The sequence below is a fragment of the Actinoplanes sp. TFC3 genome, from assembly GCF_001553785.1.
In the GTDB taxonomy this organism is placed as follows: domain Bacteria; phylum Actinomycetota; class Actinomycetes; order Mycobacteriales; family Micromonosporaceae; genus Actinoplanes.
This window is the reverse complement of the sequence record NZ_LOJP01000001.1, coordinates 2,575,645-2,601,989: the sequence shown is the minus strand read 5'-3', so window position 1 is coordinate 2,601,989 and position 26,345 is coordinate 2,575,645. Positions and strand designations below refer to the sequence as shown.

At 69.5% G+C, this 26,345-nt stretch carries 27 protein-coding genes; 14 read left to right on the top strand and 13 right to left on the bottom strand.

Going from position 1 to position 26,345, the window contains the following annotated elements:
- Positions 1–17 precede the first annotated feature (17 nt).
- From TFC3_RS11770 to TFC3_RS11750, 5 genes are read right to left on the bottom strand one after another with little or no spacing between them, the layout of a single operon-like run.
- The gene (locus tag TFC3_RS11770; protein WP_067499141.1) at positions 18–974 is read right to left on the bottom strand and encodes an alpha/beta fold hydrolase; all 957 of its coding nucleotides are present in this window, start codon (positions 972–974) and stop codon (positions 18–20) included.
- An 8-nt stretch (positions 975–982) separates the two neighbouring features.
- The gene (locus TFC3_RS11765; RefSeq protein ID WP_236718082.1) at positions 983–2,404 is read right to left on the bottom strand and encodes an NAD(P)/FAD-dependent oxidoreductase; all 1,422 of its coding nucleotides are present in this window, start codon (positions 2,402–2,404) and stop codon (positions 983–985) included.
- A 39-nt stretch (positions 2,405–2,443) separates the two neighbouring features.
- On the bottom strand, positions 2,444–4,654 hold the full coding sequence (locus tag TFC3_RS11760; RefSeq protein WP_067499139.1) for a bifunctional diguanylate cyclase/phosphodiesterase: 2,211 nt from the start codon (positions 4,652–4,654) through the stop codon (positions 2,444–2,446).
- 58 nt (positions 4,655–4,712) lie between these two features.
- The gene (locus TFC3_RS11755) at positions 4,713–6,935 is read right to left on the bottom strand and encodes a bifunctional diguanylate cyclase/phosphodiesterase (protein ID WP_067499138.1); all 2,223 of its coding nucleotides are present in this window, start codon (positions 6,933–6,935) and stop codon (positions 4,713–4,715) included.
- Between the two features lie 49 nt (positions 6,936–6,984).
- Positions 6,985–8,559, bottom strand: a complete 1,575-nt coding sequence (locus TFC3_RS11750; RefSeq protein WP_161952581.1) for a methyl-accepting chemotaxis protein — start codon at positions 8,557–8,559, stop codon at positions 6,985–6,987.
- Positions 8,560–8,752: 193 nt separating this feature from the next.
- On the opposite strand from TFC3_RS11750, the gene TFC3_RS11745 reads away from it, so the two are divergent.
- The 5 genes from TFC3_RS11745 to TFC3_RS37935 all read left to right on the top strand — a co-directional run bounded on the left by TFC3_RS11745 (position 8,753) and on the right by TFC3_RS37935 (position 12,645).
- Positions 8,753–9,796 carry an AraC family transcriptional regulator gene (locus tag TFC3_RS11745; RefSeq protein WP_067499134.1) on the top strand — a complete coding sequence of 348 codons (1,044 nt, stop codon included), beginning with the start codon at positions 8,753–8,755 and terminating at the stop codon, positions 9,794–9,796.
- A 15-nt stretch (positions 9,797–9,811) separates the two neighbouring features.
- The gene (locus TFC3_RS11740; RefSeq protein WP_067499132.1) at positions 9,812–10,681 is read left to right on the top strand and encodes an NAD(P)/FAD-dependent oxidoreductase; all 870 of its coding nucleotides are present in this window, start codon (positions 9,812–9,814) and stop codon (positions 10,679–10,681) included.
- Between the two features lie 82 nt (positions 10,682–10,763).
- Positions 10,764–11,444 carry a hypothetical protein gene (locus tag TFC3_RS11735; RefSeq protein ID WP_153040199.1) on the top strand — a complete coding sequence of 227 codons (681 nt, stop codon included), beginning with the start codon at positions 10,764–10,766 and terminating at the stop codon, positions 11,442–11,444.
- A 231-nt stretch (positions 11,445–11,675) separates the two neighbouring features.
- Complete coding sequence (locus TFC3_RS37940; RefSeq protein ID WP_067499128.1) at positions 11,676–11,981, top strand: hypothetical protein; 306 nt, start codon at positions 11,676–11,678, stop codon at positions 11,979–11,981.
- A gap of 112 nt (positions 11,982–12,093) precedes the next feature.
- Positions 12,094–12,645, top strand: coding sequence for an EF-hand domain-containing protein (locus TFC3_RS37935; protein ID WP_067499126.1), 552 nt, complete (start codon positions 12,094–12,096; stop codon positions 12,643–12,645).
- A gap of 358 nt (positions 12,646–13,003) precedes the next feature.
- Here the strand turns inward: TFC3_RS37935 and TFC3_RS11720 are convergent, their stop codons facing one another.
- The gene (locus TFC3_RS11720) at positions 13,004–13,498 is read right to left on the bottom strand and encodes a MarR family winged helix-turn-helix transcriptional regulator (RefSeq protein ID WP_236718081.1); all 495 of its coding nucleotides are present in this window, start codon (positions 13,496–13,498) and stop codon (positions 13,004–13,006) included.
- Between the two features lie 82 nt (positions 13,499–13,580).
- Between TFC3_RS11720 and TFC3_RS11715 the strand changes: the two genes are divergently transcribed.
- From TFC3_RS11715 to TFC3_RS11705, 3 genes are all read left to right on the top strand, one after another.
- Positions 13,581–14,456, top strand: coding sequence for a haloalkane dehalogenase (locus TFC3_RS11715; protein WP_082771988.1), 876 nt, complete (start codon positions 13,581–13,583; stop codon positions 14,454–14,456).
- 359 nt (positions 14,457–14,815) lie between these two features.
- Positions 14,816–15,202: a hypothetical protein gene (locus tag TFC3_RS11710; RefSeq protein ID WP_153040198.1), complete on the top strand. Its 387-nt coding sequence runs from the start codon at positions 14,816–14,818 to the stop codon at positions 15,200–15,202.
- 266 nt (positions 15,203–15,468) lie between these two features.
- A complete protein-coding gene (locus tag TFC3_RS11705) occupies positions 15,469–15,909 on the top strand; it encodes a hypothetical protein (protein ID WP_067499123.1) in 441 nt (146 codons plus the stop codon).
- Here the strand turns inward: TFC3_RS11705 and TFC3_RS11700 are convergent.
- Entirely contained in the window at positions 15,861–16,487 is a 627-nt protein-coding gene (locus tag TFC3_RS11700) for a TetR/AcrR family transcriptional regulator (RefSeq protein ID WP_067499121.1), read from the bottom strand. The genes TFC3_RS11705 and TFC3_RS11700 overlap by 49 nt on opposite strands.
- 111 nt (positions 16,488–16,598) lie before the next feature.
- Between TFC3_RS11700 and TFC3_RS11695 the strand changes: the two genes are divergently transcribed.
- The 4 genes from TFC3_RS11695 to TFC3_RS11680 all read left to right on the top strand — a co-directional run bounded on the left by TFC3_RS11695 (position 16,599) and on the right by TFC3_RS11680 (position 19,020).
- Complete coding sequence (locus tag TFC3_RS11695; protein ID WP_236718079.1) at positions 16,599–17,540, top strand: ketopantoate reductase family protein; 942 nt, start codon at positions 16,599–16,601, stop codon at positions 17,538–17,540.
- 102 nt (positions 17,541–17,642) lie between these two features.
- On the top strand, positions 17,643–18,005 hold the full coding sequence (locus TFC3_RS11690; RefSeq protein ID WP_067499118.1) for a metalloregulator ArsR/SmtB family transcription factor: 363 nt from the start codon (positions 17,643–17,645) through the stop codon (positions 18,003–18,005).
- On the top strand, positions 18,002–18,502 hold the full coding sequence (locus TFC3_RS11685; protein ID WP_067499117.1) for an SRPBCC family protein: 501 nt from the start codon (positions 18,002–18,004) through the stop codon (positions 18,500–18,502). Before TFC3_RS11690 ends, TFC3_RS11685 begins: the two co-directional genes overlap by 4 nt.
- Entirely contained in the window at positions 18,499–19,020 is a 522-nt protein-coding gene (locus TFC3_RS11680; protein WP_236718078.1) for a DUF664 domain-containing protein, read from the top strand. The genes TFC3_RS11685 and TFC3_RS11680 overlap by 4 nt, the downstream gene beginning before the upstream one ends.
- A 135-nt stretch (positions 19,021–19,155) precedes the next feature.
- Here the strand turns inward: TFC3_RS11680 and TFC3_RS11675 are convergent, their stop codons facing one another.
- The 3 genes from TFC3_RS11675 to TFC3_RS11665 form a co-directional block, all read right to left on the bottom strand.
- Positions 19,156–19,533 carry a hypothetical protein gene (locus TFC3_RS11675; protein WP_153040197.1) on the bottom strand — a complete coding sequence of 126 codons (378 nt, stop codon included), beginning with the start codon at positions 19,531–19,533 and terminating at the stop codon, positions 19,156–19,158.
- A 139-nt stretch (positions 19,534–19,672) separates the two neighbouring features.
- Positions 19,673–20,569: an ABC transporter substrate-binding protein gene (locus tag TFC3_RS11670; RefSeq protein ID WP_067499112.1), complete on the bottom strand. Its 897-nt coding sequence runs from the start codon at positions 20,567–20,569 to the stop codon at positions 19,673–19,675.
- Positions 20,566–21,960 carry a bifunctional diguanylate cyclase/phosphodiesterase gene (locus TFC3_RS11665; protein WP_067499110.1) on the bottom strand — a complete coding sequence of 465 codons (1,395 nt, stop codon included), beginning with the start codon at positions 21,958–21,960 and terminating at the stop codon, positions 20,566–20,568. The genes TFC3_RS11670 and TFC3_RS11665 overlap by 4 nt, the downstream gene beginning before the upstream one ends.
- Positions 21,961–22,039: 79 nt before the next feature.
- On the opposite strand from TFC3_RS11665, the gene TFC3_RS11660 reads away from it, so the two are divergent.
- Both TFC3_RS11660 and TFC3_RS11655 read left to right on the top strand, forming a co-directional pair.
- Positions 22,040–22,690 carry a GntR family transcriptional regulator gene (locus tag TFC3_RS11660; protein ID WP_067499108.1) on the top strand — a complete coding sequence of 217 codons (651 nt, stop codon included), beginning with the start codon at positions 22,040–22,042 and terminating at the stop codon, positions 22,688–22,690.
- Positions 22,691–22,700: 10 nt separating this feature from the next.
- Positions 22,701–23,705, top strand: a complete 1,005-nt coding sequence (locus tag TFC3_RS11655; RefSeq protein ID WP_067499106.1) for a 1-aminocyclopropane-1-carboxylate deaminase — start codon at positions 22,701–22,703, stop codon at positions 23,703–23,705.
- Positions 23,706–23,713: 8 nt separating this feature from the next.
- Here TFC3_RS11655 and pdxY read toward each other — a convergent pair whose 3' ends face one another.
- The 3 genes from pdxY to TFC3_RS11640 form a co-directional block, all read right to left on the bottom strand.
- A complete protein-coding gene (pdxY, locus tag TFC3_RS11650) occupies positions 23,714–24,565 on the bottom strand; it encodes a pyridoxal kinase PdxY (RefSeq protein ID WP_067499104.1) in 852 nt (283 codons plus the stop codon).
- A 96-nt stretch (positions 24,566–24,661) separates the two neighbouring features.
- Positions 24,662–25,564, bottom strand: coding sequence for a YihY/virulence factor BrkB family protein (locus tag TFC3_RS11645; protein WP_067499102.1), 903 nt, complete (start codon positions 25,562–25,564; stop codon positions 24,662–24,664).
- A 159-nt stretch (positions 25,565–25,723) separates the two neighbouring features.
- Complete coding sequence (locus TFC3_RS11640) at positions 25,724–26,329, bottom strand: 3-oxoacid CoA-transferase subunit B (protein WP_201787234.1); 606 nt, start codon at positions 26,327–26,329, stop codon at positions 25,724–25,726.
- Positions 26,330–26,345 lie beyond the last annotated feature (16 nt).

Genomic DNA, 26,345 nt, shown 5'->3' with positions numbered 1-26,345 from the left:
CCGGCTGACCGGCCCGTTCAGCGCAGCGAGTCGGCGAAGGCGATCAGGGCGCGGTTGGTGGCCTCCGGTCGTTCCTGCTGGATCCAGTGCCCGGCCCCCTCGATCAGGTCGAACGAGGTCAGGTGGGGCACCGCGGGGGCCATCAGCTCGCGCAGCTTGCCCGGGTCGAACCAGTTGACCACCGGGTCGCGGTCGCCGCCGAGGAACATCGCCGGGCGCTCGATGCGGGCGCCGGCCCAGGGGGTGGTCAGTTCCCAGTTGCGGTCGATGTTGCGGTACCAGTTCAGGGCGCCGGTGAAGCCCTGGGCGGAGAAGGCGGTGGTGTACGCGGCGATGTCGTCCTCGCTGAGCCAGCCGGGCAGCTTCTGCGGCAGGGCCAGCGAGCCGGTCATGCCGTTCTCGTCGCAGATCAGGTTCTGCACCTCGGGGGCGTCGCCGGAGTACCAGTAGAACATCCGGCGGAACATGTCGGCCGTGTCGCCTTCGAACTCACGCTCGGCGACGCCGGGTTCCTGGAAGTACAACTGGTAGAAGTTGTCGCCGAAGGCGTGCCGCACCCCGTCCAGGGGCCGCACCGGGCTGCGAAGCTGGAACGGCACGCTCAGCGAGGCCACCCCGCGCACCAGGTCGGGCCGTGACTGCGCGGTACCCCAAGCCACCGGTGAACCCCAGTCGTGCCCGACCACCATGGCGTCACCGGCCTCGAAGACGTCGATGAGCGCGACGACGTCGCCGACCAGGTGGTGGATCGTGTAGTCGTCGGGCGCGGCCGGATGCTCGGAGCCGGGGTAGCCGCGCTGGTCGGGGGCAACGGCGCGGTAGCCGGCGTCGGCCAGGGCGCTCAGCTGGTGCCGCCAGGAGTACGAAGTCTCGGGGAAGCCGTGCAGCAGCAGCACGAGCGGGCCCGTACCGGCCTGGGTGTAGTGCAGGCGGATGCCGTTGACCTCGGCGTCGCCCTCGGTGATGGTGGCCATGGATCTCCCTAGCGGATGGTGGCGGTGAGGGCTCGCAGGAGCAGGCCGGGGCGGGCCAGCGAGCTGGGGTGGGCCAGCATGGAGGTGACCAGGCCGAGTTCGCGGTTGACCGTGCGGTCCTTGGCCGCGGCCTGCGCCATCAGCCGGCCGAACCACTGCAGGACCGGGTAGCCGGGCGGGTAGGGCCCGTCGACGTGCGGCAGCGCCAGGTCGGGCATGGTGGAGATCTGCCAGGCGGCGTCGACCACCACCCGTACGTCGGCGAAGTAGCCGGTGGCGGGGCGCTGCAGGTCCGGGTCGCCACGCAGATAGTCCGACAGGCACGAGGCGTGCAGCATCGCCGAGGTCATGCCCTGGCCGTAAACCGGGTTGAACGAGGCCACGGCGTCACCGGCGGCGACCAGTCGGGCCGGGAAGCGGTCGAGCTCGTCGAAGTTGCGCCGCCGGCTGTCGACCTGGTGGTAGGTGGCGATCTCGCTGGCGCGTTCGGCGGTACGGGCCACGTCGCCGAACTCGGCCGGGAAGTCCTGTTCGCAGCGCCGCTGGTAGTCCTCGGGGTCGCGGCTGGGCCGATCGTCGGCGTAGCCGGAGACCAGCATCGTCCACCGGTCGCCTTCGATCGGGGTGAAGCCGCCGATGCGCGCGGTGCGCCCGGGGGCGGCGGTGACCACCGAGATGGCAGTCCAGACCTGCGGGTCGGGCGGGCGCCGGTAGATGGCGGTGGCGTAGTTGAGTTTGATGCCCATGCGCTGCAGCGGCGGCGCGGTGAAGCCGTACTCGCCGATCCAGTCGCCGAGCCGGGTGGAGCGGCCGGTGGCGTCGACCACGAAGTCCGCATCTTGCTCGACGGCTTGCTCGCTGCCCTCAGGTATCCAGCGCACTCCGGTGACCGCGTCGCCGGCGATGGTGAGTCCCTGTGCCCGGCCGCGTTCGACGCGCACGCCGGGCAGGGCGAGCACGCGGTTGCGGATCAACGCCTCCAGGAACGGACGGCTGGAGATCAGGCCCTGCATGGCCGGTCCGGTGGGCGGGTCGGCGCGTAGCTGGCCGTCGAGGTAGAAGCGTCCGCTGCCCGGCGGCGGGTTGATCGCCCCGGTTTCCAGGGCCGCGTCGACGAACCCGGGGAACCAGCGCTCCAGCTGCATCTGCCCGGCCGGCAGCAACGCGTGCACCTGCGCGCCCTGCGGTACGCCGGGGCGGGGCGGGACCGCGTGCAGGGGGTCGGCCGCGATCTGCTCGTCGGTCACGGTCAGGGTTTCCAGGTCATCGCGTTCGATGATGACGACTTCGTCGGCGTGGTCGCTGAGGACGCGCGCGGCCATCAGACCGGCGACGCTGCCGCCGAGCACGACGGCTCGCCGGAAAAGGAGGCGCCTTCCGGCGGGTCGGGCGGCGGAGGAGATCCGGGCGAAACGACGAGCTACGGACATCAACAATCTCCGATCTGCTGATGCCACCGTAACGCGGGATCAGCGATCCGGCATGACATTCAGTGCCGGCATGTTGACATTCAGCTCCTGCGCGGTGCGGGGCCGGGAGTAGAGATAGCCCTGCCCGGAGGTGCAGCCGAGTTGGTACAACTCGGCTGCCTGCTCGGCGGTTTCGATGCCCTCGGCCACCGTGGCCAGGTGCAGGACCTCGCTGAGGCGCAGCACTGCCTCGACGATGGCCGAGCCCTCCGGGGTGCCGTCCAGCCGGGCCACGAAGCTTCGGTCGATCTTGAGGACGTCGACCGGCAACCGGGTCAGATATTGCAGCGAGGAGTAGCCGGTGCCGAAGTCGTCGACCGCGATCCGGATGCCGTGGCTGCGCAACGCGGTGAGCACGTCGATGGCGGACTGGTCGACGATCGCCGACTCGGTGACCTCGAGCACCAGCCGGGTCGCCTCGATGCCGGTGCGCTGCAGCACGGCCAGCACGTCGAGCACCAGGGTGGGCCGCTGCAGCTGGCGGGGCGAGAGGTTGACGCTCATGTACAGCGAGGGCCATTCGCGTAGCTGCTCGCAGGCGCGTTCCAGCACGAACAGGCCGATGTCGTGGATGGCGCCGCTGCGCTCGGCCAGTGGGATGAAGCGCACCGGCGACACCGTGCCGTGCACCGGGTGGTTCCAGCGGACCAGTGCCTCCGTCGCTTTGGGGAGTCCCTCGGGCAGCTCGACGATGGGCTGGAAGAGCACCTGCAGTTCGTTGCGGGCCAGGGCCTTGCTCAGGTCGTCGCTGAGCGCGGCGTCCTCGGCGCGGCGGTCGGCCATCGACGGGTCGTAGGCGATCCAGCCGTGCGTGCCGGCCCGTTTGATCTGGTACATGGCGAGGTCGGCGCGGCGCAGCAGGTCCTTGGCCGTTTCGCCGGGCGTGCTGATGGTCAGCCCGATGCTGGCGCGGATGGGCACGGTGTCGTCGCCGAGCTGCACCGGGCGGGCCAGCAGGGTGGTGAGGATGCGCTGGGCCACCCCGCCGGCCCGCTCGGCGTCGTCCACGCCGGGCAGCAGGGCCACGAACTCGTCGCCGCCGAGGCGGGCCACGACGTCCTCGGTGCGCACCGAGCTGCGCAGCAGGTGGGCGAACTCGACGAGCACGGTGTCCCCGGCGGCGTGGCCGTACGCGTCGTTGATGGGTTTGAAGCCGTCCAGGTCGATCAGCAGCAGCCCGGCGCTCTGCCGGGACTCGCGGGTGATGGCCTCGAACAGCCCGGTGCGGTTGGCCAGCGCGGTCAGCGGGTCGGTGACAATCTGGTCGCGGCTCTCGCGCAGCGAGATGACCTGGCGGGTGGTGATGGCCGCGTTCATGGTGATCAGGCCGAGGACCAGCCCGCCCCAGGGCAGCAGGTCGTGCTCGGCGACGGTGACCGCCGCGATGAGGGTTCCGCTGATCACCATCGCGGTCACCGGCAGGTGGGTCGACCAGCGCAGCTCGGAGCGGGCGTCGCGGCCCGGGCGCGGTTCGGGGCCGCGCACCCGCATCGGTGCCAGCGTCATGAGCAGCGAACCCACGGCGAGCAGCGCGCCGGCCACCGGCGAGGTCACCAGCATCTGCTGCTCGCGCATCTGCACGCCGGACCAGAACACGTCCCCGGCCAGGTAGATGCCCATGCCGGCGATCAGCAGCGCCATCGGGCCGGCGGCGCGGCTGGCGGCGCCGCGCAGCAGGCTCACCGCGACGGCCAGCAGCATCAGCAGGTCGCCCAGCGGATAGCCGACCTCGCGGATCCACACCAGCCCGGGTGAACTCTGCTGGATCACCGGGTCGATGGCGAAGTACCAGACCACCATGAACCCGCCGGCCACCACGGTGATTGTCTCGGAGAGGTAGGCCAGGCGCCCGCGGGCCGACAGCCTGCGTCCGGGGGTGAACAGCACCGCGGCGGCCACGAACACGAAGCTGACCAGGCGCAGGCTCAGTCCGACCCACCACATCACGTCGTTGCCGGTGATCCCGGCTGCGGCCAGCACCAGCGAGGTCAGCAGCGAGCACAGCCGGCCGATGGCGATCATCCGCCAGAGCGCGGTGTCGCCACGCCGGGCCGCGCGCAGTGCGGCGCCGAAGCCGATCACGTCGAGCACCAGGATGGTCAAGCCCATGATGTTGGGGCGCTGCCCCGGTTCGAGAAGGGCGATGCCCTGCCCGGCCAGCACCGCGGCGACCAGTGCAGGAATGACCCACGAGCGCGCTTCTCGACCCATGCCAGACCTATCGGCAGGTCCCTCACGTGATCAAGTGTCAAGCGATACGGGGGTGATTTCAGCGGTACGGCAACCCGGCGCCGGTCGCGGCGGCCAGCACTTCGGGGGCCGGGCGCGGCGCGGCGTACCGGAAACCTTGACCGGCATGACAGCCGAGCAGCCGCAGCTCGTCGGCCTGCGCGGCGGTCTCGACGCCCTCGGCGATGGTGCTCAGCCGCAGCACCTGGGCGAGGCGGATCACCGCCTCGGCGATGGCCGCGCCACTCGGGGTGCCGTCGAGCTGGGCCACGAAGCTCCGGTCGATCTTGAGGATGTCGACCGGCAGGCGGGTCAGGTAGTGCAGCGCGGAGTAGCCGGTGCCGAAGTCGTCGATGGCGACCTGGATGCCGTGCGAGCGCAGGTCGTGCAGCACGGCGATGCTGGCCTGGTCGTTGACGATCGCCGACTCGGTGATCTCCAGCAGCAGCCGCCGCGGGGCGATGCCGCTGCGCTGCACCACGCCGAGCACGTCGTGGGCCAGGGCGGGGTTGCGCAGTTGCTGCGGGGAGACGTTCACCGACACGTAGGCCTGGCCGGGCAGCGCGGTGGCCTGCCGGCAGGCTTGTTCCAGCACGAACAGGCCGATATCGGTGATCAGGCCGGTGCGCTCGGCGGCGGGGATGAACTCCAGCGGCGGGACCAGCCCGCGGGTGGGGTGCTGCCAGCGCAGCAGGGCCTCGTAGCCCAGCGGCTGGGCGGTGTCGAGGTTGACGATGGGCTGCAGGTAGAGCAGCAGCTCGCCGCGTCCGGCGGCGCCGGCGAGCTCCTTGGCCAGCGCCGCGTCCTGGGCCCGGCGGTCGATCATCGAGTCGTCGTGCCGGCGCCAGGAGTGGGTGCCGGCGCCCTTGGCCACGTACATGGCCAGGTCGGCGCGGCGCAGCAGGTCGCCGGCGGTGCCACCGGGGCGGTGCTCGGCCAGCCCGATGCTGGCGTGCATGGTGACCAGGTCCTCGCCCAGCGGCAGCGGGGCGGCCTCGATGGCGTCCAGGATGCGCTGGGCCACCAGGTCGGCGCGCTCGGAGTCGATGAGCAGCACGGCGAACTCGTCGCCGCCGAAGCGGGCGCAGGTGTCGCCGGAGCGCACCGACGCGCGCAGGTGGCGCCCGAACTCGGTGAGCACGGCGTCGCCGGCGGCGTGGCCGTACGCATCGTTGATGAGCTTGAAATCGTCGAGGTCGATCAGCAGCAGCGACATCCGCTCACCGCGGCGCAGGCCGGTGGCGATGGCGTTCTCCAGTCCGGTGCGGTTGGCCAGCCCGGTCAGGGCGTCGGCGACGACCAGCTCGCGGGTGGAGCGCAGGGCCAGCTGCAGGCGCGCCATGACGGCGCCGACCATCAGCATCAGGCAGACGACCAGGCCGCCCCAAGGGAACAGGTCGTGCTGGCGGATCGCCACGAAGATCAAGAAGGCGGCTCCGGCGAGCAGCGACAGCAGCACCAGCCGGTCGGTCCAGGCGGGCCGGTCGGTGACCCGGGTGAGCACCGGGCGCCGGCGCAGGATGAGCATCGGCGACAGCGTCATCAGCAGGCTGGCGCCGACCATGCCCTGCGTCAGGTACGGCACCGCGGCCTGATCGCCGCGCAGGTTGACCGCGTTGAGGGCGATGTCGCAGCACAACAGCAGCAGCAGGCCGGCGGCCATCGGGGCGGTCGGGTGCCGCAGCCGGGGCACGCCGCCGCCGAGCAGCAGCGCGGCCACCGCCGCCAGCACGAGCAGGTCACCGGCGGTGTAGCCGAGGATGCGCAGCAACTCGCCGATGCCGGGGTTGCCCTCGAGCAGCGGGTTCAGCACGACGTACCAGGCCAGCATGGCGCCGGCGGACACGACCATGACGACCTCGGTGAGAAACGCCCACCGGGCCTGGCCCTCGATGACCAGCAGCCGGGAGACGATGCTGGCCGCCGCGAGCAGCACGAACATGGCCATGCGCAGCCCGACACCGGTGTAGTAGGCCGGTGAGCTGCCGGTCAGCAGGTACAGCGCGAGGCTCAGGAAGGCGGCTACCGCGCTGGCGCGGGCCAGGGCCAGCAGCCGCCAGGGCCAGCGGTACGCGCTGACGGCGGCCACGCGCACGGAGTAGTAGGCGCCGAGGCTGTCCAGCACGAGCAGCGCGGCGTAGATGATCGGTAGCCGCAGCGGGCTGACGGTCAGCGCGACGATCTGGCTGAAACCGGCCGCGGTGACCACCACGGTGACGGCGCGCTGTCCCGGCTGACCCCAGCACCGCGCGAGAACGCCCATGTCATACCCGATCGGCCGGGTGGAGGATCGGCTGAGCCCGGGGCGGGCGTCAGAGGGTGAAGCGGGCGACGATGCGGCGCAGGTCCTGCGACATCTCGGTGAGCTGGGCGGCCGCCCGGCTGGCCTCGCCCACCCCGACGGTGGTGAGCTGCACCGAGGCGGCCACGTCGGTGATGGTGGCCGCGACCTGCCCGCCGGAGGTGGCGGCCTCGGCCACGTTGCGGCTCATCTCGTTGGTCGTGACGGTCTGCTCCTCGACCGCTGAGGCGATCGTCGTCTGGAAGTCGCTGATCTGGGCGATGATCTCGCTGATCTCCTGCATCGCGGTGACCGCCCCGGCGGTGTCGGCCTGGATCGCCGCGACCCGGGCCCCGATGTCCTCGGTGGCCTTGGCGGTTTCCTGGGCGAGGTCCTTGACCTCCGCGGCGACCACGGCGAAGCCCTTGCCCATCTCCCCGGCGCGAGCCGCCTCGATGGTGGCGTTGAGCGCCAGCAGGTTGGTCTGCTCGGCGATCGCGGTGATGACCTTGATGACGTTGCCGATCTCCACCGAGGAGTCCCCCAGCTTGGCCATGACGCCGGTGGTCACCGTGGTGACCTCGACCGCCCGGGAGGCGACCGCGGCGGCCTGGGTGGCGCTCTCGCTGATCTCGCGGATCGAGGCGCCCATCTGCTCGGCGCCGGCCGCGACGGTCTGGATGGTGGAGGACATGGTCGCCGCGGACTCGGCCACCGTGGCGGCCTGCCGGGCGCCGGCTTCGGCTCCGGCCGTACTGTCCTGGCTGGTCTGTTCCAGCGAGCCAGCGGCCGAACCGAGCGTGGCGGAATGATCGGTGAGGTCACTGACGGTCTGGCGCAGGGTGGCGGTGGCCCGGCGCAGGCTGTCGGCCATGCGGCCCAGCTCATCGCGCTGGCGCACCTCGGCGTCGCGCGACAGGTCACCGTCGGCCACGGCGTCGAGCACGCCGGACACCCGGTGCAGCGGGGTGAGGATCATCCGGGCCACGATCAGGGCCAGGGCAACTGCCAGGACAACGGCGACAACCAGAGCAACCAGCACGACGGTACGCGTTGTGCGTACCGTTGCATCGAATTGCCTGCCCGCGACCAACGCGTCACCGGCTCGCGTGATCTCGCCCGACAGCAGGGTCTCGTAGGCTTTGCGCAGGTCCCGGTTGGGGCCCATGGCCGCCGTGACGGCCGCCTGCCGATCGGTGCCGAACGTGGTGTACTCGGCGTTGAGCGCGGCGAACCAGGCGTCGGTCGCGGCCTTGATCTTGTCGAGGGCGGCTTGGTTGTCCGGGCTGCTCAGCGCGCGAGCCCCGGCCAGGTTCTCGTCGACGGTCTTCTTGCGGCCCAGCGACTCCTCCCGGAACGAGGTGTCCCCGGCGATCAGGTAACCGCGCTCGTCGTTGGCGGCAGCCTTGGCCGCCAGCGCCGCACTGTTCAGCTTGGTGATGTACGGAACGGCGCGCTGCAGCTCGGCGGAGCGCGTACCCTGCAGGTCGCCGATCCCGGACAGGCTCAACACCCCGGTGACCAGCGTCCCGATGACGGCGACCCCGGCCACCGTGAGGATCTTGGTCGACACCCGGCGGTCACGCATCCAGCGGCCTGCACCCACGTCCGGTTTGCTCCTCGATAGCGCGGTGACGGCCGCCCCAGCCGCCATCGGACCCTTCGACGCAAAACCGCAGCCAGTTACCGAGTTCACCTGAAGTTCATCTGCGCAGCGCCGATACCCCGCTCGTCCCTACCAATTGACGCCGGCCCGCGGGGGCCAAATACTGCCTGCATGGACAGAAGCTTCTGCCTCGATGGCTGACCCTCCCCGGCCGACCGCCACCCCGCCGGGAATCCCGCTGCCACGCGCCGTGGTCAACAGCAAGGACATCGACCAGACACGATCGCTGTTGAATGACTTCTACTACCCGATCACGGTCGGGACACCGCAGGGCCTCACCGGGTTCTCCCTGCGCTTCGACGTCATCCAGCTCGGCCCGCTGACCGTGGGACGCCTCGGCTTCGGCACCACCATCACGCTGGCCGCCGACGACCTGGACGCGTACCATGTCGTCATCCCCACCTACCGCAAGGTCTGGTCGCAGCACGCCGGGCACCGGGTGGTCGGCCAGCCCGGCGACGCGGTGGTGTTCGGCCCGCACAGCCCGGTGTTCATGGGCCACGACCCGCTGTCCACCGAACTCTCCGTCAAGATCGAACGCCCGGCACTGGAGGCGGAGCTCGCCGGGCTGCTCGGGCGCCCGGTCCCCGGCCCGATCGCTCTGCCCCCGAGGCTCGACCTGACCACCGGCCCGCTGCTGAGCTGGAGCAGGCTGGTGAGCCTGTTGCGCTCGGAGATCATGCAGCCGAGCACCCTGCTGCACCAGCCGATCATCGTCAATCATCTGCGGCACAGCGTGCTCGGCGGCCTGCTGCTCAGCGCGCCGCACCGCTACTCCGAGGAACTCACCGCGCCCGCACCGGCAGCCGCTCCCCGTGCCATCCGCACCGCGATGGACGCCATCAACGCCGAACCCGAACGGCCTTTCACCGTGGTCGATCTGGCGGGCATCGCCGGCATCAGCGTGCGATCCCTGCAAGAAGGCTTCCAGCGGTACGTCGGCCCGACCCCGATGACCTACCTCAAACAGGTCCGGCTCACCCGCGCCCACGAAGCCCTGCGGCAGGCCGACCCGGCGTACACCACCGTCGCTGCGGTGGCGCACCGGTGGGGCTTCGCGCACCTGGGCCGCTTCGCCTCGCAGTACCGGGCCCGGTTCGGCAGCAACCCCTCCACCACCCTGCACGACAGGTCGCTCTCATATACTGAGACAAACCGTCCGGAATGTGGGAGCTGAGGTCATGATGGCGGCATGTATGACGTCGCGGTTGTCGGAGGCAGTGTTGCCGGTTTGCAGAGTGCGCTGACGTTGGGACGGGCCCGGCGCCGGGTGCTGCTGGCCGATGACGGCAACCCCCGCAACGCCGCCGCCAGCCACCTGCACAACTTCCTCGGCCAGCCGGACACGAGCCCGGCGGCGTTGCTGGACACCGGCCGGGCGATGCTGGCCGAGTACGACGTCACCGTGGTGCGCCGGCGCGTGCCCGACATCCAGACCACCGGCGGCAGCCTCACCGTCGGCGAGCACGGCAGCGCGCGGGCGGTCGTGCTGGCCACCGGCCTGATCGACGAGCTGCCCGACGTACCGGGAATCGCGGCACTGTGGGGTGACCGGGTGGTCGCCTGCCCGCACTGCCACGGCTGGGAGGTCCGCGACCAGCCCCTGGTGCAGCTGGGCTGGCGCGGGCGCCCCGACCACGGCGTGCAGCGGGCCCTGCTGCTGCGCGGCTGGTCCAGCGACGTCACCCTGCTCACCGACGGCGACGAGCTGAGCACCGCCGCCCGCAAGCGCTTGGACGCCGCCGGTGTCACGATCCGCTGCGAAGCTGTGGAGCAGGTGAGCGAGGGCGTCGACATCCGGCTGGCCGGCGGCACGACGCTGCACCCGCGAAAGGTGTTCACGGTCGTGCGCCAGCGCCAGCAGAGCGACCTGGCCGCCCGCCTCGGCTGCCGGCTCGACCCGGACACCGGCGCCGTGCTCACCGACGACGTGGGCCGCACCAGCGTGCCCAGCGTGTGGGCGGCCGGCACCACCGCGTTCCCCGCGCTGCTGGCCATCGGCGCCGCCGGGCACGCCAGCTCGGTGGCGACCGCGCTGCACGCCGAGCTTGCCGGCCTCTAGATCACCGGGAACCCGCAATGGTGCACCAATGAGTACCTGAACCGGCGTCGCGTTACGGCTGGCGGTGCCGCACGATGGCCTCGTGCTTACGACCATGCCGCCGCAACTGTCCGCCCATCTCGCCAGCGACGTGCAGCAACGGGGTTTCTCCTGGCGCCGGAAAGCGTGGGAGACCGCGCTGCACGACGACCAGCCGAGCCTCGACTTGCTGCACCGCCTCGGCGACAAGATGGACCGGGAATCCACCCGGGTCGTTGTTCTCGAAGAGCTGTCGAGCGGGCGGGTTGTCCCTGCGTTCGCCGCCGCGATGGTCTGGGGCTATGGAACGGTCAGCTATGGTCCCGAACGGGTGCGATGGGTGCTGACCGGGGTACGGGGCAAAGCCTCGGCGAGCGCAGCGATCGAGCCGGAGGTCCGCGAGAAACTGGCCACCGGCGCGGCCGTCGCCCGCCAGCAGGGCCCGGTCGAAGGGTTCCGGCGGATGAACAACGACGGCAAGGTCGCGTACCTGGGCGGAGCGTTCTTCACCAAATGGCTGTACTTCACGACAGCGATCGCGGGCATCGCCGACCCGAACGCCGCGCCGATCCTCGACGCGCAGGTCGCCACCTGGCTCCGTGCCAACGGCGTGGCGACGCTGAACGTGAACAAGACGCCCGGCTATCAGCAGTACCTGGGAATTCTCCGGGACTGGGGCCAGCAGGTCGATCGCGCGCCGGCGCAGGTCGAAGCCGGCATCTTCCACCTCGCCACGGGACGGTGAGCAAACACCGGCGCAGGTCCGTTCGGTTTCGGCGCGCGTCCGCTTAGCTGCGGAGCGCAGGAAGGCCTCCAGCAGGTCGGCCAGCAAGCGCCGGCAGAGATCGCCACCGAAGGCGGCAGCGGCCGAGCGGACGGCGGTCATCGCGGCTCCGTTCAGCCGTCGTTGCCGTCATCCGGAGCCGGCCTGACTGCCGACGCATCATGGTGAGGTCACGAGCAACGGAGGACGGCTGTGAGCCCTGATGAGAACACCTATGTCCGGGATCAGAATGCCCGGGTCGACCCGATGCTGACCTACGGAACGATCACCGTCGCGGGCTTGCGGGACATCCTTGCCGATCTGCCCGACGATGCCGTGGTGGTCGTCGCGAGGGATGGATCCGGTGGAGATCGTTGTTCGCCGTTGGCTGATGTCGAGGAGGGCTGGTACTTCGCCGCGGCCGGGGAATCGGCCCCACTCGGGCGCGACGGCGACGGCAATGTTCACGAGCCCGGCCCCGGCGACCTTTACGCAGTACTGCTCCGTCCCACCCACTGACCCCTTGGCTATGGCACCTCGCGCTTTCCCCGGGCGGCTACGAAGCGAACGCTCCGCTCGTCAATCCTGGGGTAGATTGCTACCAAACCATGCATGTGGAGGGCCTGGGCACATGACCGATGGCGTTGATGATCCGCTTGCCGTGAAGCTGGGACATCTGTTCGAGGCGAGCGACACCGACCGCGACGGATTCGTCGACTGGAGCGACTATGAGCGCCTCATCGATCGCTACCTGGACGGATACGGCATCGCGGCGGAGGACCCCCGGGCGCATGCGCTGCGAGCCGCTTATCAGAGGTACTGGTCGGAGCTGCTGCAGCACGTGACCGGCGCCGATCGGCTGCCGAAAGAGCAGTTCGTGGCTGCGAACCAGGCTGCGGGCGCCGACAAGAGCCAGTTCACCATGGCCGACGTGGTCCCGCAGGCGATCTTCGACGTGATGGACACCGACGCGGACGACGCCATCAGCAAGCCGGAGTACAAGGTGTTCCTGCAGGCGTGGGGCGTGTCGGACCTCGAAGCGCTGAACGTCTTCCTGGAACTGGATACCGACGACGACGGGCGGATCAGCCGCAGCGAGTTCATCGGCGCCATCCGGGATTTCTTCACCTCACCCGAGCTCGACCCCCCCGCCAGCCTCTTCTTCGGCCACATCGAACGCTAACGGGTCTCGAACCGGTCTGTTCTGGCAGAAGGGATCGGGTCCACACCGCCAGCAGTCGAGCACTGTTGGACGCAGGCATGCGATGTCTGGATCCGGAGCGTGCCGCTGCTGGTCGGGTGGGGAGGTGAGACGACTGGTGGGATGCCGTGCCGGTTCGAGCACTGATCCACCAGCGCGTGCGTACCTCCTCAGGGTGCCGGACCCCGATTTCGGACCGGTCAGCCTGGCATCCGGCTCTGAGCGCTGCAACAACCCGGCTCTGCCACCGGTCCAAGCGCAGTATGCCGGGACGCTACCGGCTGAGCAGCTTGGTTTGCTGGCGGTGCCACGCGCGGGTTCGAGGGCGCGGCGTCGATGTTCACATCTGTCGGCTGTGGTGGTCCACAAGAACGGTCAGCAGCCGAGTTAGTTGTTCTCGTTGCGCCGGGCTCAGCGGCGCCAGCACCTCGTTCTCCACCTCGGCGAGTAAGGCATCCAGCTTGACGAGGTGCCGGCGGCCGGGCGCGGTTAGCGTGACCAGATTCCGTCTCCGGTCGGTGCTGTCCGGTGCGCGCTCGACCAGACTGCGGTCGACCAGTTCGTTGATGACCGTGACCAGGTCGCTGCGGTAGATACCGGTGCGCGAACTCAGTTCGGCCTGACTTTGCGGGCCGAACTCCTCCAGAGTCGCGAGGACGGCGTAGTGCCACCTTCGAGCGTCCACGGTCGCCAGCTTTTCGTTGACCCGGCGATCGGAATCTATCGCGGCCAGGGACAGCAAGCGGGTAGGGAGCCTGCGCAACCGCCCGGCTCCCATCGTCTTGTCGCTCAGTGCTGTCGCCACGGAAACGTCGTGGGGTGTGCCGCCAACCATCCTGCCATCATACCCGTTGCGTTAGTCGCCCTAATAATGTACGGTCGTCAAACGTTAGTCAGACGAACGAATTGGAGTCGTCGTGCCGCATATCCCCGTGCTGGACTCGACCATGTACCACGAGGAAGTGTCCGGCGAGGGCACGCCCATTGTCTTCCTGCACGGCAACCCGGCCTCATCTCATCTGTGGCGCAAGGTGCTGCCTGCTGTTGAACTGTCCACCCGTCTTCTCGCGCCGGACCTGATCGGCATGGGTCGTTCCGGAAAACCTGACGGGGACTACCGGTTCGCTCATCATGCCCGCTACCTGGAGGCATGGTTCGACCGTATGCGTCTTGGCGAGGTGGTGCTCGTCGGCCACGACTGGGGTGGAGCACTGGCTTTCGACTGGGCGGCTCGGCACCCTGGCCGTGTCCGCGGTGTGGCCTTTTTCGAAACCATCATGCGACCTATGACGTGGGCCGAACTCGGCGACGGGCCCCGATCACGAGCCATGGCCATGCGCGGATCACAAGGTGAAGAGTTGGCGCTCGACCGAACCTCATTCTTGGAGTCGGCCTTCAGCGGCGGCGTACTGCACCCCCTCGACGCGGAAGACCTGCAGGCCTACCTGGCCCCGTACCCCACCCGGGTCAGCCGCCGCCCCATCCTCGAATGGGCTCGCTCGCTCCCGCTGGACGGGCAACCATCTGAAGTCACCGAGCGAGTCGAGCAGTACGACACGTGGCTGGCCGACAGCCATGGCGTGCCGAAGTTGCTGCTCACCTTCGACTCCTCACCGACTCTGCTGATCGGCTCGGAGCTGGCCGAGTGGTGCAAAGCCCATGTCACCGGGCTCGAGACCGAGCATTGCGGCCCGGCCGGGCACCACGCGCCTGAGGACCAACCTGCAAGTATCGCCAAGGCCATCACCGCTTGGGCGAAGCGGCACAGCCTGATCCGCCTTCAACAGCCCTGACGTGGCGCCGCTATGGCCCGGTGGTCAACGAGATTCGCCCACCGCCGCTCTCAACGACCAATCACGGGCTCGGTCACCGTGTCCTGGCAGAGTATTCGAGCGTCCTCGTCCGGCGAGACCAGCTTGCGGCTGCCGGGGTTGGTAGTTGCCGATAGCAGGGCTGCTACCAGGGCGCCATTCGTAACCTCCTGAGCCTGCTGTCATCCAGCACACGGTATTGGCACTCAAGGCCGTCAAAGCCGAGGCCGACGGGATGCCGGCGAGTTCGCCGGCCGTCATCGAATGACTCGGCACGAGATCACCGGTGAGAGGTGCGGGCCGGGTATGCGGCAGACCGCGTTTTCCGGCATGCTTCATCCATGCCGAACGCCGGACGACGACCATCACGGCCCACCCTCCCGGGGAGGATCGCACGGGTCGCCGGCGCCCTCGTGCTTGCCTCTCTGGTCAGTTATTCCGTCGCCGATCGCCGTGGGTGGGTGCTGGGTGCGCTGGCCTTCCTGCTGTACGGCACGCTCGGGGTCGCCGGCGCCTTGTCCTTCTCCGACCTGCGGCGGTGGTCAGCCGATCACGTCCTGCTGGATTCCCTACTTCTCATCCCGCTGTTCTTCTTCGCCTTGCTGCTCATCCCTGCGCTGCCGTGGTGGGGCGCCGCACTGATCGCATTGTCCATCGGGGTATGTGTCGTGCCGTTCATCGTCCGCCGGCGAACCGCGCAGCAAGCCGAACGCGGCCTCCGGCAATAGATTGTGATTGACGATCGGGTGCGCCGGTGGGCGTGGGTGGGGTTCGGCGCCCAGGTGCTGTTCGTGGGGAGCTGGCGGCTCGCGGCTCCGTGGCAGGGCAGTGGTTACCCCGGCCGGCCTGAGCGGACTGTTCGAGCGGCTGTTCGCCGCCTTCGGCGCGGCCGCGATCGCTGCTTTGTCCCTTCAGGGTGGCCGCCAACCCCGCTGATCGGCTCTTTGGCTGGTCGTGACCGGCAGGAAGAGGGCAGCGGTGATGGAATGTCGGCGTGGCTGACCTTCGACCCCGCTTCACCGACGACACCGAAACGCATCCGGCCCTCAAGTTGACTGCAGCTCCACAGCCGTTCCACCTGACAGTGGACAGTGACACCCGGCTGTTGCTCAGCGACGGCCTGGGCCGCTACGACATGGAGATCCGGTGGCTGGCCCACCTCGACGACGCCGGCGTGCTCCGGATCTGGCGGTCCTGGACGGGATACCAGATCTACCAGGCCGTCCTAGAACGACAGCGAGCCGGGCAATGGTCGATTCGCGAGCTTGCTGTTGAGCTGGATCCCGATCGGTACCGGGGTTCCCTTTCCGCGGAACCAGCCCAGTTCGACGCCGTGCTCTCGGCTGTCGTCACCACCTTGCGCCGCTTCCGGGCGGGCCATACCCCCTACGGCGCAACGCCGGACGCCGACCCGCTGCCGCCGCCCTGGCCGTGAGAAGCGCCGAGCGGCCGCACAGACCGCAGGCCGTCGACGATGAGGGTGATCGCGCTGTCCGCTTCGGCACGGGCGCCCGGCTGGTCATAGGCCGCGCAGATGCCGTGCAGCACCATCATCACGGCGCCGGCGCCCACGTCGCCGCGCAGGGTGCCGTCCTCGACGCCGGCGGCCAGCAGGTCGGCGACGGCTCGGCCCAGTTCCCGGCCGCCGTCGGCGAGAGCATCCGAGCGGGTGGCCATCAGCGTGGCGAGGGTGCGAGCCAGACCCTGGTGGGTGTGCAGGTGGCTGACGAATTCGCGCAGGAACGCCGCCAATGCTTCCGCCGCGGGTAGCGACTCCTGCAGCTCACGGGCGCAGGAGCACATCGCGGTGAGTTCTTCGCGGTAGACCGCCTCGGCCAGGGCTTCGCGGGTGGGGAAATGCCGGTAGAGCGTGCCCGTGCCAACGCCGGCGAGACGGGCGAAATCGTCGAAGCGCAGGTCGAAGCAGCCGCTGGCGAACAGTTCGCGGGCCTTGGCCAGCAGGGTGTCGCGATTGCGGCGGGCATCGGCGCGCAGCGGCTTGCCGGTGGTCATGCGGCGGCCTCCTTTGACAAACGGAAACTGTCTCCATATCGTGAAAGTGGAGACGATCTCCAATCGTAGTCGGATGCTGATGGCCGAGCGGGGTACGATGTGAAGATCTTGATGGTTGGCCGGGGCGTCATCGCGGTGGCCTACGGGTGGGCACTGGAACGGGCCGGGCACGAGGTCGAGTTCTATGTGCGTCCCGGGCGCTCTGCGACGTACGGCAATCTGATCGGTCTTGATCTGCTCGACTCCCGGCGCCGGATCTGGGGGCGACGTGTCACCGAGCAGTGGCCGGTGGTCTACCGCGAGACGCTGGAGCCGGATCACGATTTCGATCTGATCGTGGTGAGCGTGCAGCATTACAGCTTCCCCGAGGTCGCGGCGTTCCTCGGACCGCGCGTGGGCAAGGCGACGGTGCTGGTGTTCAACAACCTGTGGACCGAGCCGCGAGCCGCGGTCAGCAACCTGCCCTGGGAACAGGTTTCCTGGGGTTTTCCGGGCGCCGGCGGGGGTTTCGGTGACGACGGTGTGCTGCGAGCGGCCTTGTTGCCCGTGGTCTTCTTCGGCACCCTGGGCGAGCCGCCGACCGAGCGCGAGCAAGCCGTGCGCAGGGTGTTTCGCCAAGCCGGATTCAAGCTGCGGGAGACCACCGATTTCCGCGGCTGGCTGTCGATCCACTTCATCCAGAATGCGGGCCTGCACACGCAGAGCCTGCGACTGGGCTCGCTCAGCAAACTGGGCGGCAACCCACGAAGCGTCCGCGAAGCGATCCTGGCCATCCGCGAACTACTCCCCCTGGCCACGGCGCGCGGTGTCGACCTACGGCGCCATCGCAGCGACGTGCGGCCCTTCACCGCGCCCGCCTGGCTGACGGCGCCGGTGCTGGCCTGGCTTTTCGGTCATTTCCCACCGATGCGCATGGTGATGGCGGCGCACGCGAACCCTGAGGAACTGCGCGCGGTCTGCCGCGACACCTTGGCCGAGGCGCGCCGGCTGGGCGTTTCCGTCCCGCGGCTGGAGGCGGCCGAGGCCTATTTCCGCGCCGGCGAAGCTGCCTGACGGCCGCAAGGACCGTGCGGTGCGCCCGCCGCCCCTGCCGCACGAGCCTCGCAGGCACCGCCGGTCTTGTCAGACGCGTAACATGATGGTTACCCTTGTGGGGTGGACGACGTGGCGGCGGCGATCGCCGACCCGGTGCGGCGAGACATCTTGGTGATGCTGCGCGAGCAGCGCCTGCCCGTGACGCAGATCGCCGACCGGTTCGCGATCAGCCGGCCCGCGGTCAGCCGGCACCTGCGGGTGCTGCGGGAAAGCGGCCTTGTCCGCGACACGCTCGTCGGCCGTCAACGCTTCTACGAGCTGAATGCATCCCGGTTCGCCGACCTCATCGAGTGGCTTGACCAGTTCACCCAGGCCACCGGCTGGCAGCAACGTCTCGATGCACTGGAAACCGAGGTCTACCGCAGCCGTCGTGAGCGCCACCACCGAGGCAAGACAGATCAACAACAGGAGAAGACGGCGTGACACATCCCCCGACCGGCCGGCTCGTCTCGACCGATGACGGCAAAGCCCTCATCGTCGGCCGCACCTTCCGGGCAGCCATCGAGGACGTATGGGCCAGTGTGACGGAGCCCGGCCGCACCGCCCGATGGTTTGGCACGTGGAAGGGCGACGCCGCTCCCGGCCGCATGATCAAGGTGCAGATGGGCATCGAGGATCACGCGCCGTGGCTCAACAAACGGATCGACATCTGCGAGCCACCACAGCGCCTGGTCTTGTCGAACGAGTCCGGCGACATGCGCATCGAGCTGCTCCTGTCGCACACCGGCGGACTGACCGAGCTGCAACTGGTACATCACCTCGACACCGGCAACGAGAGCGGCGCGTACGGCCCCGGCTGGGAGTACTACCTCGACATGCTGGTGGCCAGCCGCGAGGACCTGCCGATCCCCAGTTTCGATGACTACCTGGCGATGACATCGTTTTATGAAGCGCTGCCCACCCCAAGCGAACCGGCGTGAGTGGCGAGATGACCTTGCCGTTTCCCTCGCCGAGCACTCCAGCATCAGGGCGCGCCGAGGTCTTCCTGGGTTACCTCGAGTACTTCCGGGAGACGCTGCTGTCCAAGGTGTTCGCATTGTCTGACAACGAGTTGCTGCGCAGCCGCCTTCCTTCCGGGTGGACTCCGCTCGAACTGCTCAAGCATCTGCGCTACGTCGAACTCCGCTGGATCGAGTGGGGATTCGAGGGCAGCAAGATAGACGAACCATGGGCCGACTGGCGCGAAGACCGGTGGTACGTGGAGCCCGACGAGACATGCGACACCTTGACGGCGTCACTGCGCGCTCAAGGGCGACACACCGCCTCCGTCATTGCGAGCAACGACCTGGAGACGGTGGGCGTACCGGGTCCGAGATGGGGCGGATCGGCGCCGGCGACGTTGGAACGAGTGCTGTTCCACCTCGTGCAGGAGTACGCCCGTCATCTCGGGCACCTTGACATCGTTGCCGAGCTCGCTGGCGGACCGGTCGGCGAGTAGCGGTGTTCACCAACTCCGGACGAGACGCCGGCTTCAAAGCCCGCAGGACCATCGCGGGCCTGCGGCAAAGCACGCCGGAGCGGGCACCACACGGACGAACTGGGTCCGCCGCGCTGGCCTCGGCCTCTTCGGAGTTCAGTTGGCGGGTCGCAGAGCGAGCATCGCGGTCTCGGCCGTGGTCAGGAGCCGGGCGAGCGTCTGGGCGTTCTCCCGGACGTCGGTCAGGGCGTTCCTGGCGACCGCGACGGCTTCGGCGTCCTGGCCGGATGCGCCGGGTGCCGTCGTGAGGTGACCCGCGGCAACCTCATCGTCGAGGTAGAGCGTGAGCTGGGTCGCGGTCTGCTGCAGGTCCCCTGCCATCCGGTTCAGTGCGGCGAGCACGTCTTCGACGTCGCCGGCATCGCTCAGACCTGGGTAACCGACCTCCGGCCCGGTCGCGTCGTTCAGCAGTCCGACCGCTTTAGCCGCCACGGTCGCCAGTGCGGGCGCGTCCTCGTCCATCGGTGAGCTCATAGGAATCCGGTACCCCGGAAATTGGTCGCGCATGCATCGCCATGATGGTGGTGATCCCACTGCCGGGGGGACCCTCTGCTCAGCGGCCGGTCTCGATGTGGGGCATGACCAGGTGATCTGCACATCCTCGCCGAGGCCACTAACCGGCAGTGGCTCCGTTCACCGTCGCGCTCTTGATGGCGCCGGCGGACAGATCCCAGCGGTCCAGCAGCGTCGCGTACGCCCCCGACTCGATCAGCTTGTCCAACGCGCCCCGGACAGCCTCACGCAGCCGACTGTCGCCTTTGGCGAACGGGATCCCGAACAAGCCAGGTTCGTACTGCGTAGACGATGCGAGGGTGAAGTTGTTGCGGGTGCGGGTGTCGGTGACGATGTGGACGGCTGCCGGGTAGTCCTGCAGAACCGCTACTGCTCGGCCGGTGCGGAGTTGCAGCATGGCGTCGGCGTTGGTGGGGTATTCGCCGATGTGGATGGGCTTGGTGCCGCAGCCCGCTTGGGAGCGGCGCAGCAGATCCGCTTGCGTGGTGCCCTTTTCGATGGCGACCACGCGGCCGCACAGGGCTGGGATGTCGGTGATGCCGTTGGGGTTGCCGCGCTGCACGATGATGGAGGTGCCGGCCGCCAGATAGTTGACGAAGTCGACCTTCTTCTCGCGTTGCGGCGTGTCGGTCATGGCGGAGAGCACGCCGTCGTACGTGCCGGCGACCACATCGTCCAGGGCGGTCTGGAACGTGCCGGTCACCATCTCGACCTTCACCCCCAGGATCTGGCCGAGCGCCTGGGCCATGTCGGGTTCGAAGCCGATGATGGTGCGACCGTCCGGGGCGAACTGCTCCAGTGGGGCGTAGCTGGCGTCGGTCACCAGCCGGATCACCCCGGCGTCGCGGATGCGCTGCGGCAGGGAGTCGTGCAGTGCCTGGTCGAACGGGACCGCGCTGGCGGTGTCCGGGGCACCTGTGGACGTACCGGATGATGCTCCACAGCCGCCGGCAGCCAGCGCAAGCGCCAGTGCGGCCGCAACCGAGGTCCTTCTCATTGGGCTCTCCCCACGGGTCGGCTGATGTCCGGCACGCTCAGATGGGTCCAGGGCACGGGACGCGAGTACAGGTAGCCCTGTGCCTCGTCGCAGCCGGCGTCGGCGATCCATCCGGCGGTCTCGGTGGTCTCCACGCCCTCGGCGGTAACCCGCGCGCCCAGGCCGTGCGCGAGCGCGACGACGCCGCGGATGATGGCCTGGCTTTCCGGGTCGTGCTGGACGTCACCGACGAAGATGCGGTCGATTTTGACCTCGGTGATCGGTACGCCGCGCAGCCGGGCCAGGTTGGTGCAGCCGGTGCCGAAGTCGTCAATGGACACACCGACCCCGGCCGCTCGCAGGGCATACAGGGTGGCGCGGGCGGTTTCCAGGTCGTCGGCCATGGCGGTTTCGGTGATCTCGATGATGAGCCGCCCCGGCGCGGTGCCGAACTCGGCCAGCAGCCGGGTCACCAGGGCCGCGAAGCCTGGCGCTTCGAGGTTACGGGCCGACACGTTCACCGCGACGGGCCAGTCCCGGCCGGTGGTCAGCCAGGTGGTCTGGTCGGCCAGCGCGCGCCACAGCACCCAGGCGGTCAGCGGTTCGATCAGCCCGGACAGTTCGGCGGCGGGCAGGAACTCGGCCGGGAACAGCAGGCCGCGTTCGGGGTGTTGCCAGCGCACCAGGGCCTCGACGCCGCTGATCTGGCCGTCGGCGAGCCGCATCTTCGGCTGGTAGTGCAGTTGCAGTTCGTCGCGTTGCAGGGCGCGGCGCAGTTCGGCCTGCACGACGAGCCACTGCGTGGGGTGGGCCATCTTCTCCCCGGCGTAGACCACGATGTCGGCGGTGCCGCGTTTGCCTTGGTACATGGCCGCGTCGGCGCGTTTGAGCAGGGTCTCGACGTCGTCGCCGTGGCGGGGGTAGAGGGCCACGCCGAAGCTTGCCTCGATGGTCAGCGGTACGCCGTCGAGGACCACGTCGCGGGTCAGGTCGGCGCGGACCCGCTCCAGCAGGGCGCGGACATCGTCGACGCCGGTGGCGGGCAGGATGACCGCGAACTCGTCGCCGCCGAGGCGTGCGACAACCTGGCCGCTGAAGGCGCGCAGCCGCATCCGCAGCACCGAGCCGTGGTACACGGCGAGATCGGTGACCTTGGCGAGGCTCTCGCGCTGCCCGGCGGTCAGACCCCGGGTGAGGTCGGCGCCGTCGAGCGCCGGCGCAACAGCCATTTCCGCGATCACGGCGGCTTGCGCCTTGCCCTGGTCCTGGCCCTCATGGGCGGCATCCTCGCCGGCGCCGTGCAGCAGCAGCGCGCCGAGCGCGCCGAGCGGCAGGAGGCTGACCACGGCGTACGTGACGAACAGGCGCGAGCCGGACCGCGCCGCCTGCTGTGATGCTCCATGACGCCACACGCCGGGTCCATCGACTGGGCTGCGGGAGGCATGAGAGAAAGCCTTCCGGCAAACCGATATATTGGATACGGTATCTCGCATGCCCGTTCCCGTCGGCGGCCCGCTGCCGCCTCGCCCGTTGCTGCGGACCCGTGCGTTTGACGCGCTGCGCACCGCCATCGTCGACGGCACGCTCGCGCCGGGTGAGCGGCTCAACGACGCCGAGCTGTGCGAGTGGCTCGGGGTGAGCCGCACCCCCGTACGCGAGGCACTGGCCCACCTGGAAAAGACCGGTCTGGTGCAGATCAAGCCGGGCAGCCGCACCGTGGTCGCCCCGCTGGACGACCGTGCGGCTGTGGAGGCGCAGGCGGTGGTGGCGAGCATGCACGAGCTGGCCGCCCGCGGGGCGGTGCCGCTGCTCACCGACGCGCGGCTGGCGGCGATGCAGCAGGCGAACGCGGACTTCGCGGCGGCGCTGGCCAGCGGCGATGGGGACGCGGCGATCGCGGCGGACGGCGTCTTCCATCAGGTGTTCGTGGACGTGGCCGGCAACCGGATGCTGGCTGCGATCCTCGATGACGCGACCCCGCTGCTGCGCCGGATGGAGAGGGTGCGCTTCGCCGCGCTGGCCGGCCGGTCCTCGGTCGCGCAGCACCAGACGATCGTCGACCTGGCCCGCTCGGGCGACGTCGAGGCGACTGCCGCTGCCGTACGCGCCAACTGGATGACGCTGCGGCCCGTACTGCAATGAAGGAGAACTGATGTCCCTCGACGACTTCGAGCGCTATCCCCTGCTGTTCGGGCCCAGCCCGGTGCACCGCCTCGACCGCCTCACCGCGCACCTGGGCGGCGCGCAGATCTGGGCCAAACGCGAGGACTGCAACTCCGGGCTGGCCTACGGCGGCAACAAGACCCGCAAGCTGGAGTACATCGTCCCGGACATCCTGGCCAGCGGCGCCGACACGCTGGTCTCGATCGGCGGCTACCAGTCCAACCACACCCGCCAGGTCGCGGCGGTCGCGGCCAAGCTCGGCCTCAAGGCCCGCCTGGTGCAGGAGAAGTGGGTCGACTGGCCGGACGTGACGAACGACAAGGTCGGCAACATCATGCTGTCGCGGATCATGGGCGCCGACGTCCGGCTTGACCCGGCGGGCTTCGACATCGGCGTGCGCGACTCGTGGGAGAAGGCGCTGGAGGAGGTACGGGCGGCGGGCGGTACGCCCTACGGCATCCCGGCCGGCGCGTCCGAGCACCGCCTCGGTGGTCTCGGCTTCGCCCAGTGGGCCCGTGAGGTCGAGGCGCAGGAAACCGAGCTGGGCGTCTTCTTCGACACCGTCATCGTGTGCACGGTGACCGGTTCCACGCACGCCGGCATGATCGCCGGGTTCGCCGACCGGGGGCGCCCGCGGCGGGTGATCGGCATCGATGCGTCTGCCACGCTGAAGAAGACCCGCGACCAGGTCGAGCGGATCGCCCGGCACACCGCCGGCCTGATCGGGTTGGGCCGCGAGCTGCGCGACGACGAGATCACCGTGCTGGCGGGCTGGGCGGGTGAGCGCTACGGCATCCCCGTCGCCTCCACGATCGACGCGATCCGCCTGACCGGCTCGCTGGAAGGCATGATCATCGACCCGGTGTACGAGGGCAAGTCGATGGCCGGACTCATCGACCTGGTCCGCAACCGGGACATCCCGGCCGATGCCACGGTGCTCTACGCGCATCTGGGTGGGCAGCCGGCGCTGAACGCCTACGCCGGCGCCTTCTGACCGCTCGCTCAGCGCACCTGCTCGGCCCGGAACTGCATCCGCGGTGCGGCATAAAACTCCTGCGCCGCCACCAACTGCAACTCACGCTCACCGGACCGGAACGTGGTCTCGATCAGATCGAAGACGCTGGACGCGGTACGTTCCAAAGCCACCGCCGCGTCTCCGGTCCCGACATAGTGCGCGGTGAACAGCGCCGCGGTGACGTCACCGGAGCCGTTGGCCTTGAACGGCAGGTGCGGCGTGGTGACCACCCAGGCACCGGCGTCGTCGGCGACGAGCATCTCGATCGTGCCCTGCTCACGGTCGGGTCGCTCGACGCTGGTGACCAGCACGGTCGAGGGTCCCAGGGCCCGGGCCAGGTCGACCGAGGCCAGCGTGGATTCGATGCTCGCCGGTTCGGTGCCGGTCAGGAACCCCAGCTCGAACTGGTTCGGGGTGATGATGTCGGCGACCGGCACCACCCGGTCGCGCAGCAGCGCCGGGATCTCGGGGGCGACGAAACACCCGGACTTGGCGTTGCCCATCACCGGGTCGCACGCGTAGACCGCCGCCGGGTTGGCCGCTTTCACCCGGCGCACGGCGTCGATGATGACGTCGCCGATGCCCACCCCGCCCTGGTATCCCGACAGCACCGCGTCGATCTGCGGGAAAACGCCCCGTTCCTCGACCCCGAGCAGGATCTCGGCAACGTCCGGCGGCGGGATGAGCGGGCCGCGCCAGGCGCCGTACCCCGTGTGGTTGGAGAAATTCACCGTCGGCACGGGGACGACCTCGACGCCGATGCGCTGCAACGGGAACACGGCCGCGGAGTTGCCGACGTGACCGTGGGCGACCGCCGATTGAATGGACAGAACCTTCATGAACCCAGCTTAGAGCTGGCTCAAGCAGGGAGCATCCAGTGGCTGAAAGCGGCGTAGCGCCCGGCGTACCCGATCGGCGCCACATGTTCCAGCGCGTCACTGCCCAACGGTGTTGTCGTCCCCCTCTTCGGCCAGGTCAGCCGGGCGGCCGGTGGCGCTTGTCGCGGTCAGGGCGGCGGCGAACAGCACCAACTGGTTGATCGCGTTGAGGAAGACGAGCAGCCCCCCCGACCCGGCGACGAGCTGGTACGTCGGGTTGTCCTCGGTGCGCTGCACGTACAAGCGGCCCAAGGTTTTCAGCAGTTCCAGGCCCACGGCCACCAGCAGGGCCGGACCCAGCACCCGGCGCAGCGGCATCCGCACGCGGGGCAGCCCGGTGAGCATCCCGGCGGCCAGCACCGTGTTCACGGCCAGCCCCACCACCAACCCGACCGAGGCCAGCACCCACCGCGACGGGTCCGGGCCGGTGTCCGCCGCGTCCACCGCCCGGTACGCCACCGTGGTGGTCACGTAGGCCACCGCCAGCGAGGCGGCCAGCAGAACCCCCAGCCCGGCCAGCACGAGCAGGTCGACGAGCACGCGGGTGGCCAGCCGCCCCGGGTATTCGGCCAGGCGCCACATCTTGCGAATCGAGGAACGCAGCACGTCGACCCAGAACCAGCCGCTGATCGGCAGGCCGATGAACGCCACGAAGCCGGCGGTGTTGCGGGCGTTGCGCAGGGTCTGCACATTGACCGTGGGCAGGTTCTCCGCGGCGTAGCGTTCCACCGCCCGCAGCACCGACGGGTCGTCCAGGATGAAGCCGAAGACGGCGAAACCCAGCAGGCCCAGGGAGAAGGTGGCGAAGAACGAGTAGTACGTCACCGCGGCGGCGAGCCGGCCGCCGTCGGCCTCGTCGTAGCGCAGCCCGGCCCGCACCAGGTGGTCCAGCCACCCCGCCCGGCGGCGCAACCGCTGCCAGCCGTGCACCACTGACCGTCCGAAGCGCCCACCTGTCACGCGGGCAGGCTACCCGGCGCGGCCCGCGGCCACGCCATAGCCGCACCGGACGCCGGGGGCAGCGCGCCGAGCCCCAGCCCCACCCCCGTGACCCGTCAGGACGGCCACCATCGATCGCACACTGCCTCGAGGTTGATGCCGCGCGTGACCGCTTCGGCCTTACCGCAGCGGCAGCGCCAGCCGGTCGCTGAGCTCGCCGACGGAGATGCCGAAGGTTTCCCGGACGATCACCGCGTCGCCGGTGATCGTGAAGGTGGCCAGGTCGGTGTAGACGCGGTCGACGCAGCCCACCCCGGTCAGCGGATACGTGCAGGCAGGCACCAGCTTGGGGCTGCCGTCGCGGGCGAACAGCGTCATCATCACGTAGACGCTTTTCGCGCCGATGGCCAGGTCCATGGCCCCGCCCACGGCCGGGATCGCGTCGGGGTCGCCGGTGTGCCAATTGGCCAGGTCGCCGGTCACAGAGACCTGGAAGGCGCCGAGCACGCACACGTCGAGGTGCCCGCCGCGCATCATGGCGAACGAGTCGGCGTGGTGGAAATAGGCAGCACCCGGCAGCTCGGTCACCGGAACCTTCCCCGCGTTGATCAGATCCGGATCAGCAGCGTCGCCAGGGGCGGCCGGGCCCATGCTGAGCATGCCGTTCTCGGTGTGCAGCACCACACCCGAGTCCGGCGCCAGGTGGTCGGCGACCAGCGTGGGCTGGCCGATGCCGAGGTTGACGTACGCGCCGGCCGGGATGTCGCGGGCCACCAGTGCCGCCATCTGGTGCTTGTCCAGG

Coding starts and splice junctions, on each gene's coding strand:
- TFC3_RS11770 (WP_067499141.1), bottom strand. CDS start 974: ATGGCCACCATCACCGAGGGCGACGCCGAGGTCAACGGCATCCGCCTG.
- TFC3_RS11765 (WP_236718082.1), bottom strand. CDS start 2,404: ATGTCCGTAGCTCGTCGTTTCGCCCGGATCTCCTCCGCCGCCCGACCC.
- TFC3_RS11760 (WP_067499139.1), bottom strand. CDS start 4,654: ATGGGTCGAGAAGCGCGCTCGTGGGTCATTCCTGCACTGGTCGCCGCG.
- TFC3_RS11755 (WP_067499138.1), bottom strand. CDS start 6,935: ATGGGCGTTCTCGCGCGGTGCTGGGGTCAGCCGGGACAGCGCGCCGTC.
- TFC3_RS11745 (WP_067499134.1), top strand. CDS start 8,753: ATGGCTGACCCTCCCCGGCCGACCGCCACCCCGCCGGGAATCCCGCTG.
- TFC3_RS11740 (WP_067499132.1), top strand. CDS start 9,812: ATGTATGACGTCGCGGTTGTCGGAGGCAGTGTTGCCGGTTTGCAGAGT.
- TFC3_RS37935 (WP_067499126.1), top strand. CDS start 12,094: ATGACCGATGGCGTTGATGATCCGCTTGCCGTGAAGCTGGGACATCTG.
- TFC3_RS11720 (WP_236718081.1), bottom strand. CDS start 13,498: ATGGTTGGCGGCACACCCCACGACGTTTCCGTGGCGACAGCACTGAGC.
- TFC3_RS11710 (WP_153040198.1), top strand. CDS start 14,816: ATGCCGAACGCCGGACGACGACCATCACGGCCCACCCTCCCGGGGAGG.
- TFC3_RS11700 (WP_067499121.1), bottom strand. CDS start 16,487: ATGACCACCGGCAAGCCGCTGCGCGCCGATGCCCGCCGCAATCGCGAC.
- TFC3_RS11695 (WP_236718079.1), top strand. CDS start 16,599: ATGGTTGGCCGGGGCGTCATCGCGGTGGCCTACGGGTGGGCACTGGAA.
- TFC3_RS11675 (WP_153040197.1), bottom strand. CDS start 19,533: ATGAGCTCACCGATGGACGAGGACGCGCCCGCACTGGCGACCGTGGCG.
- TFC3_RS11670 (WP_067499112.1), bottom strand. CDS start 20,569: ATGAGAAGGACCTCGGTTGCGGCCGCACTGGCGCTTGCGCTGGCTGCC.
- TFC3_RS11660 (WP_067499108.1), top strand. CDS start 22,040: ATGCCCGTTCCCGTCGGCGGCCCGCTGCCGCCTCGCCCGTTGCTGCGG.
- TFC3_RS11655 (WP_067499106.1), top strand. CDS start 22,701: ATGTCCCTCGACGACTTCGAGCGCTATCCCCTGCTGTTCGGGCCCAGC.
- pdxY (WP_067499104.1), bottom strand. CDS start 24,565: ATGAAGGTTCTGTCCATTCAATCGGCGGTCGCCCACGGTCACGTCGGC.
- TFC3_RS11640 (WP_201787234.1), bottom strand. CDS start 26,329: ATGGCGGCACTGGTGGCCCGCGACATCCCGGCCGGCGCGTACGTCAAC.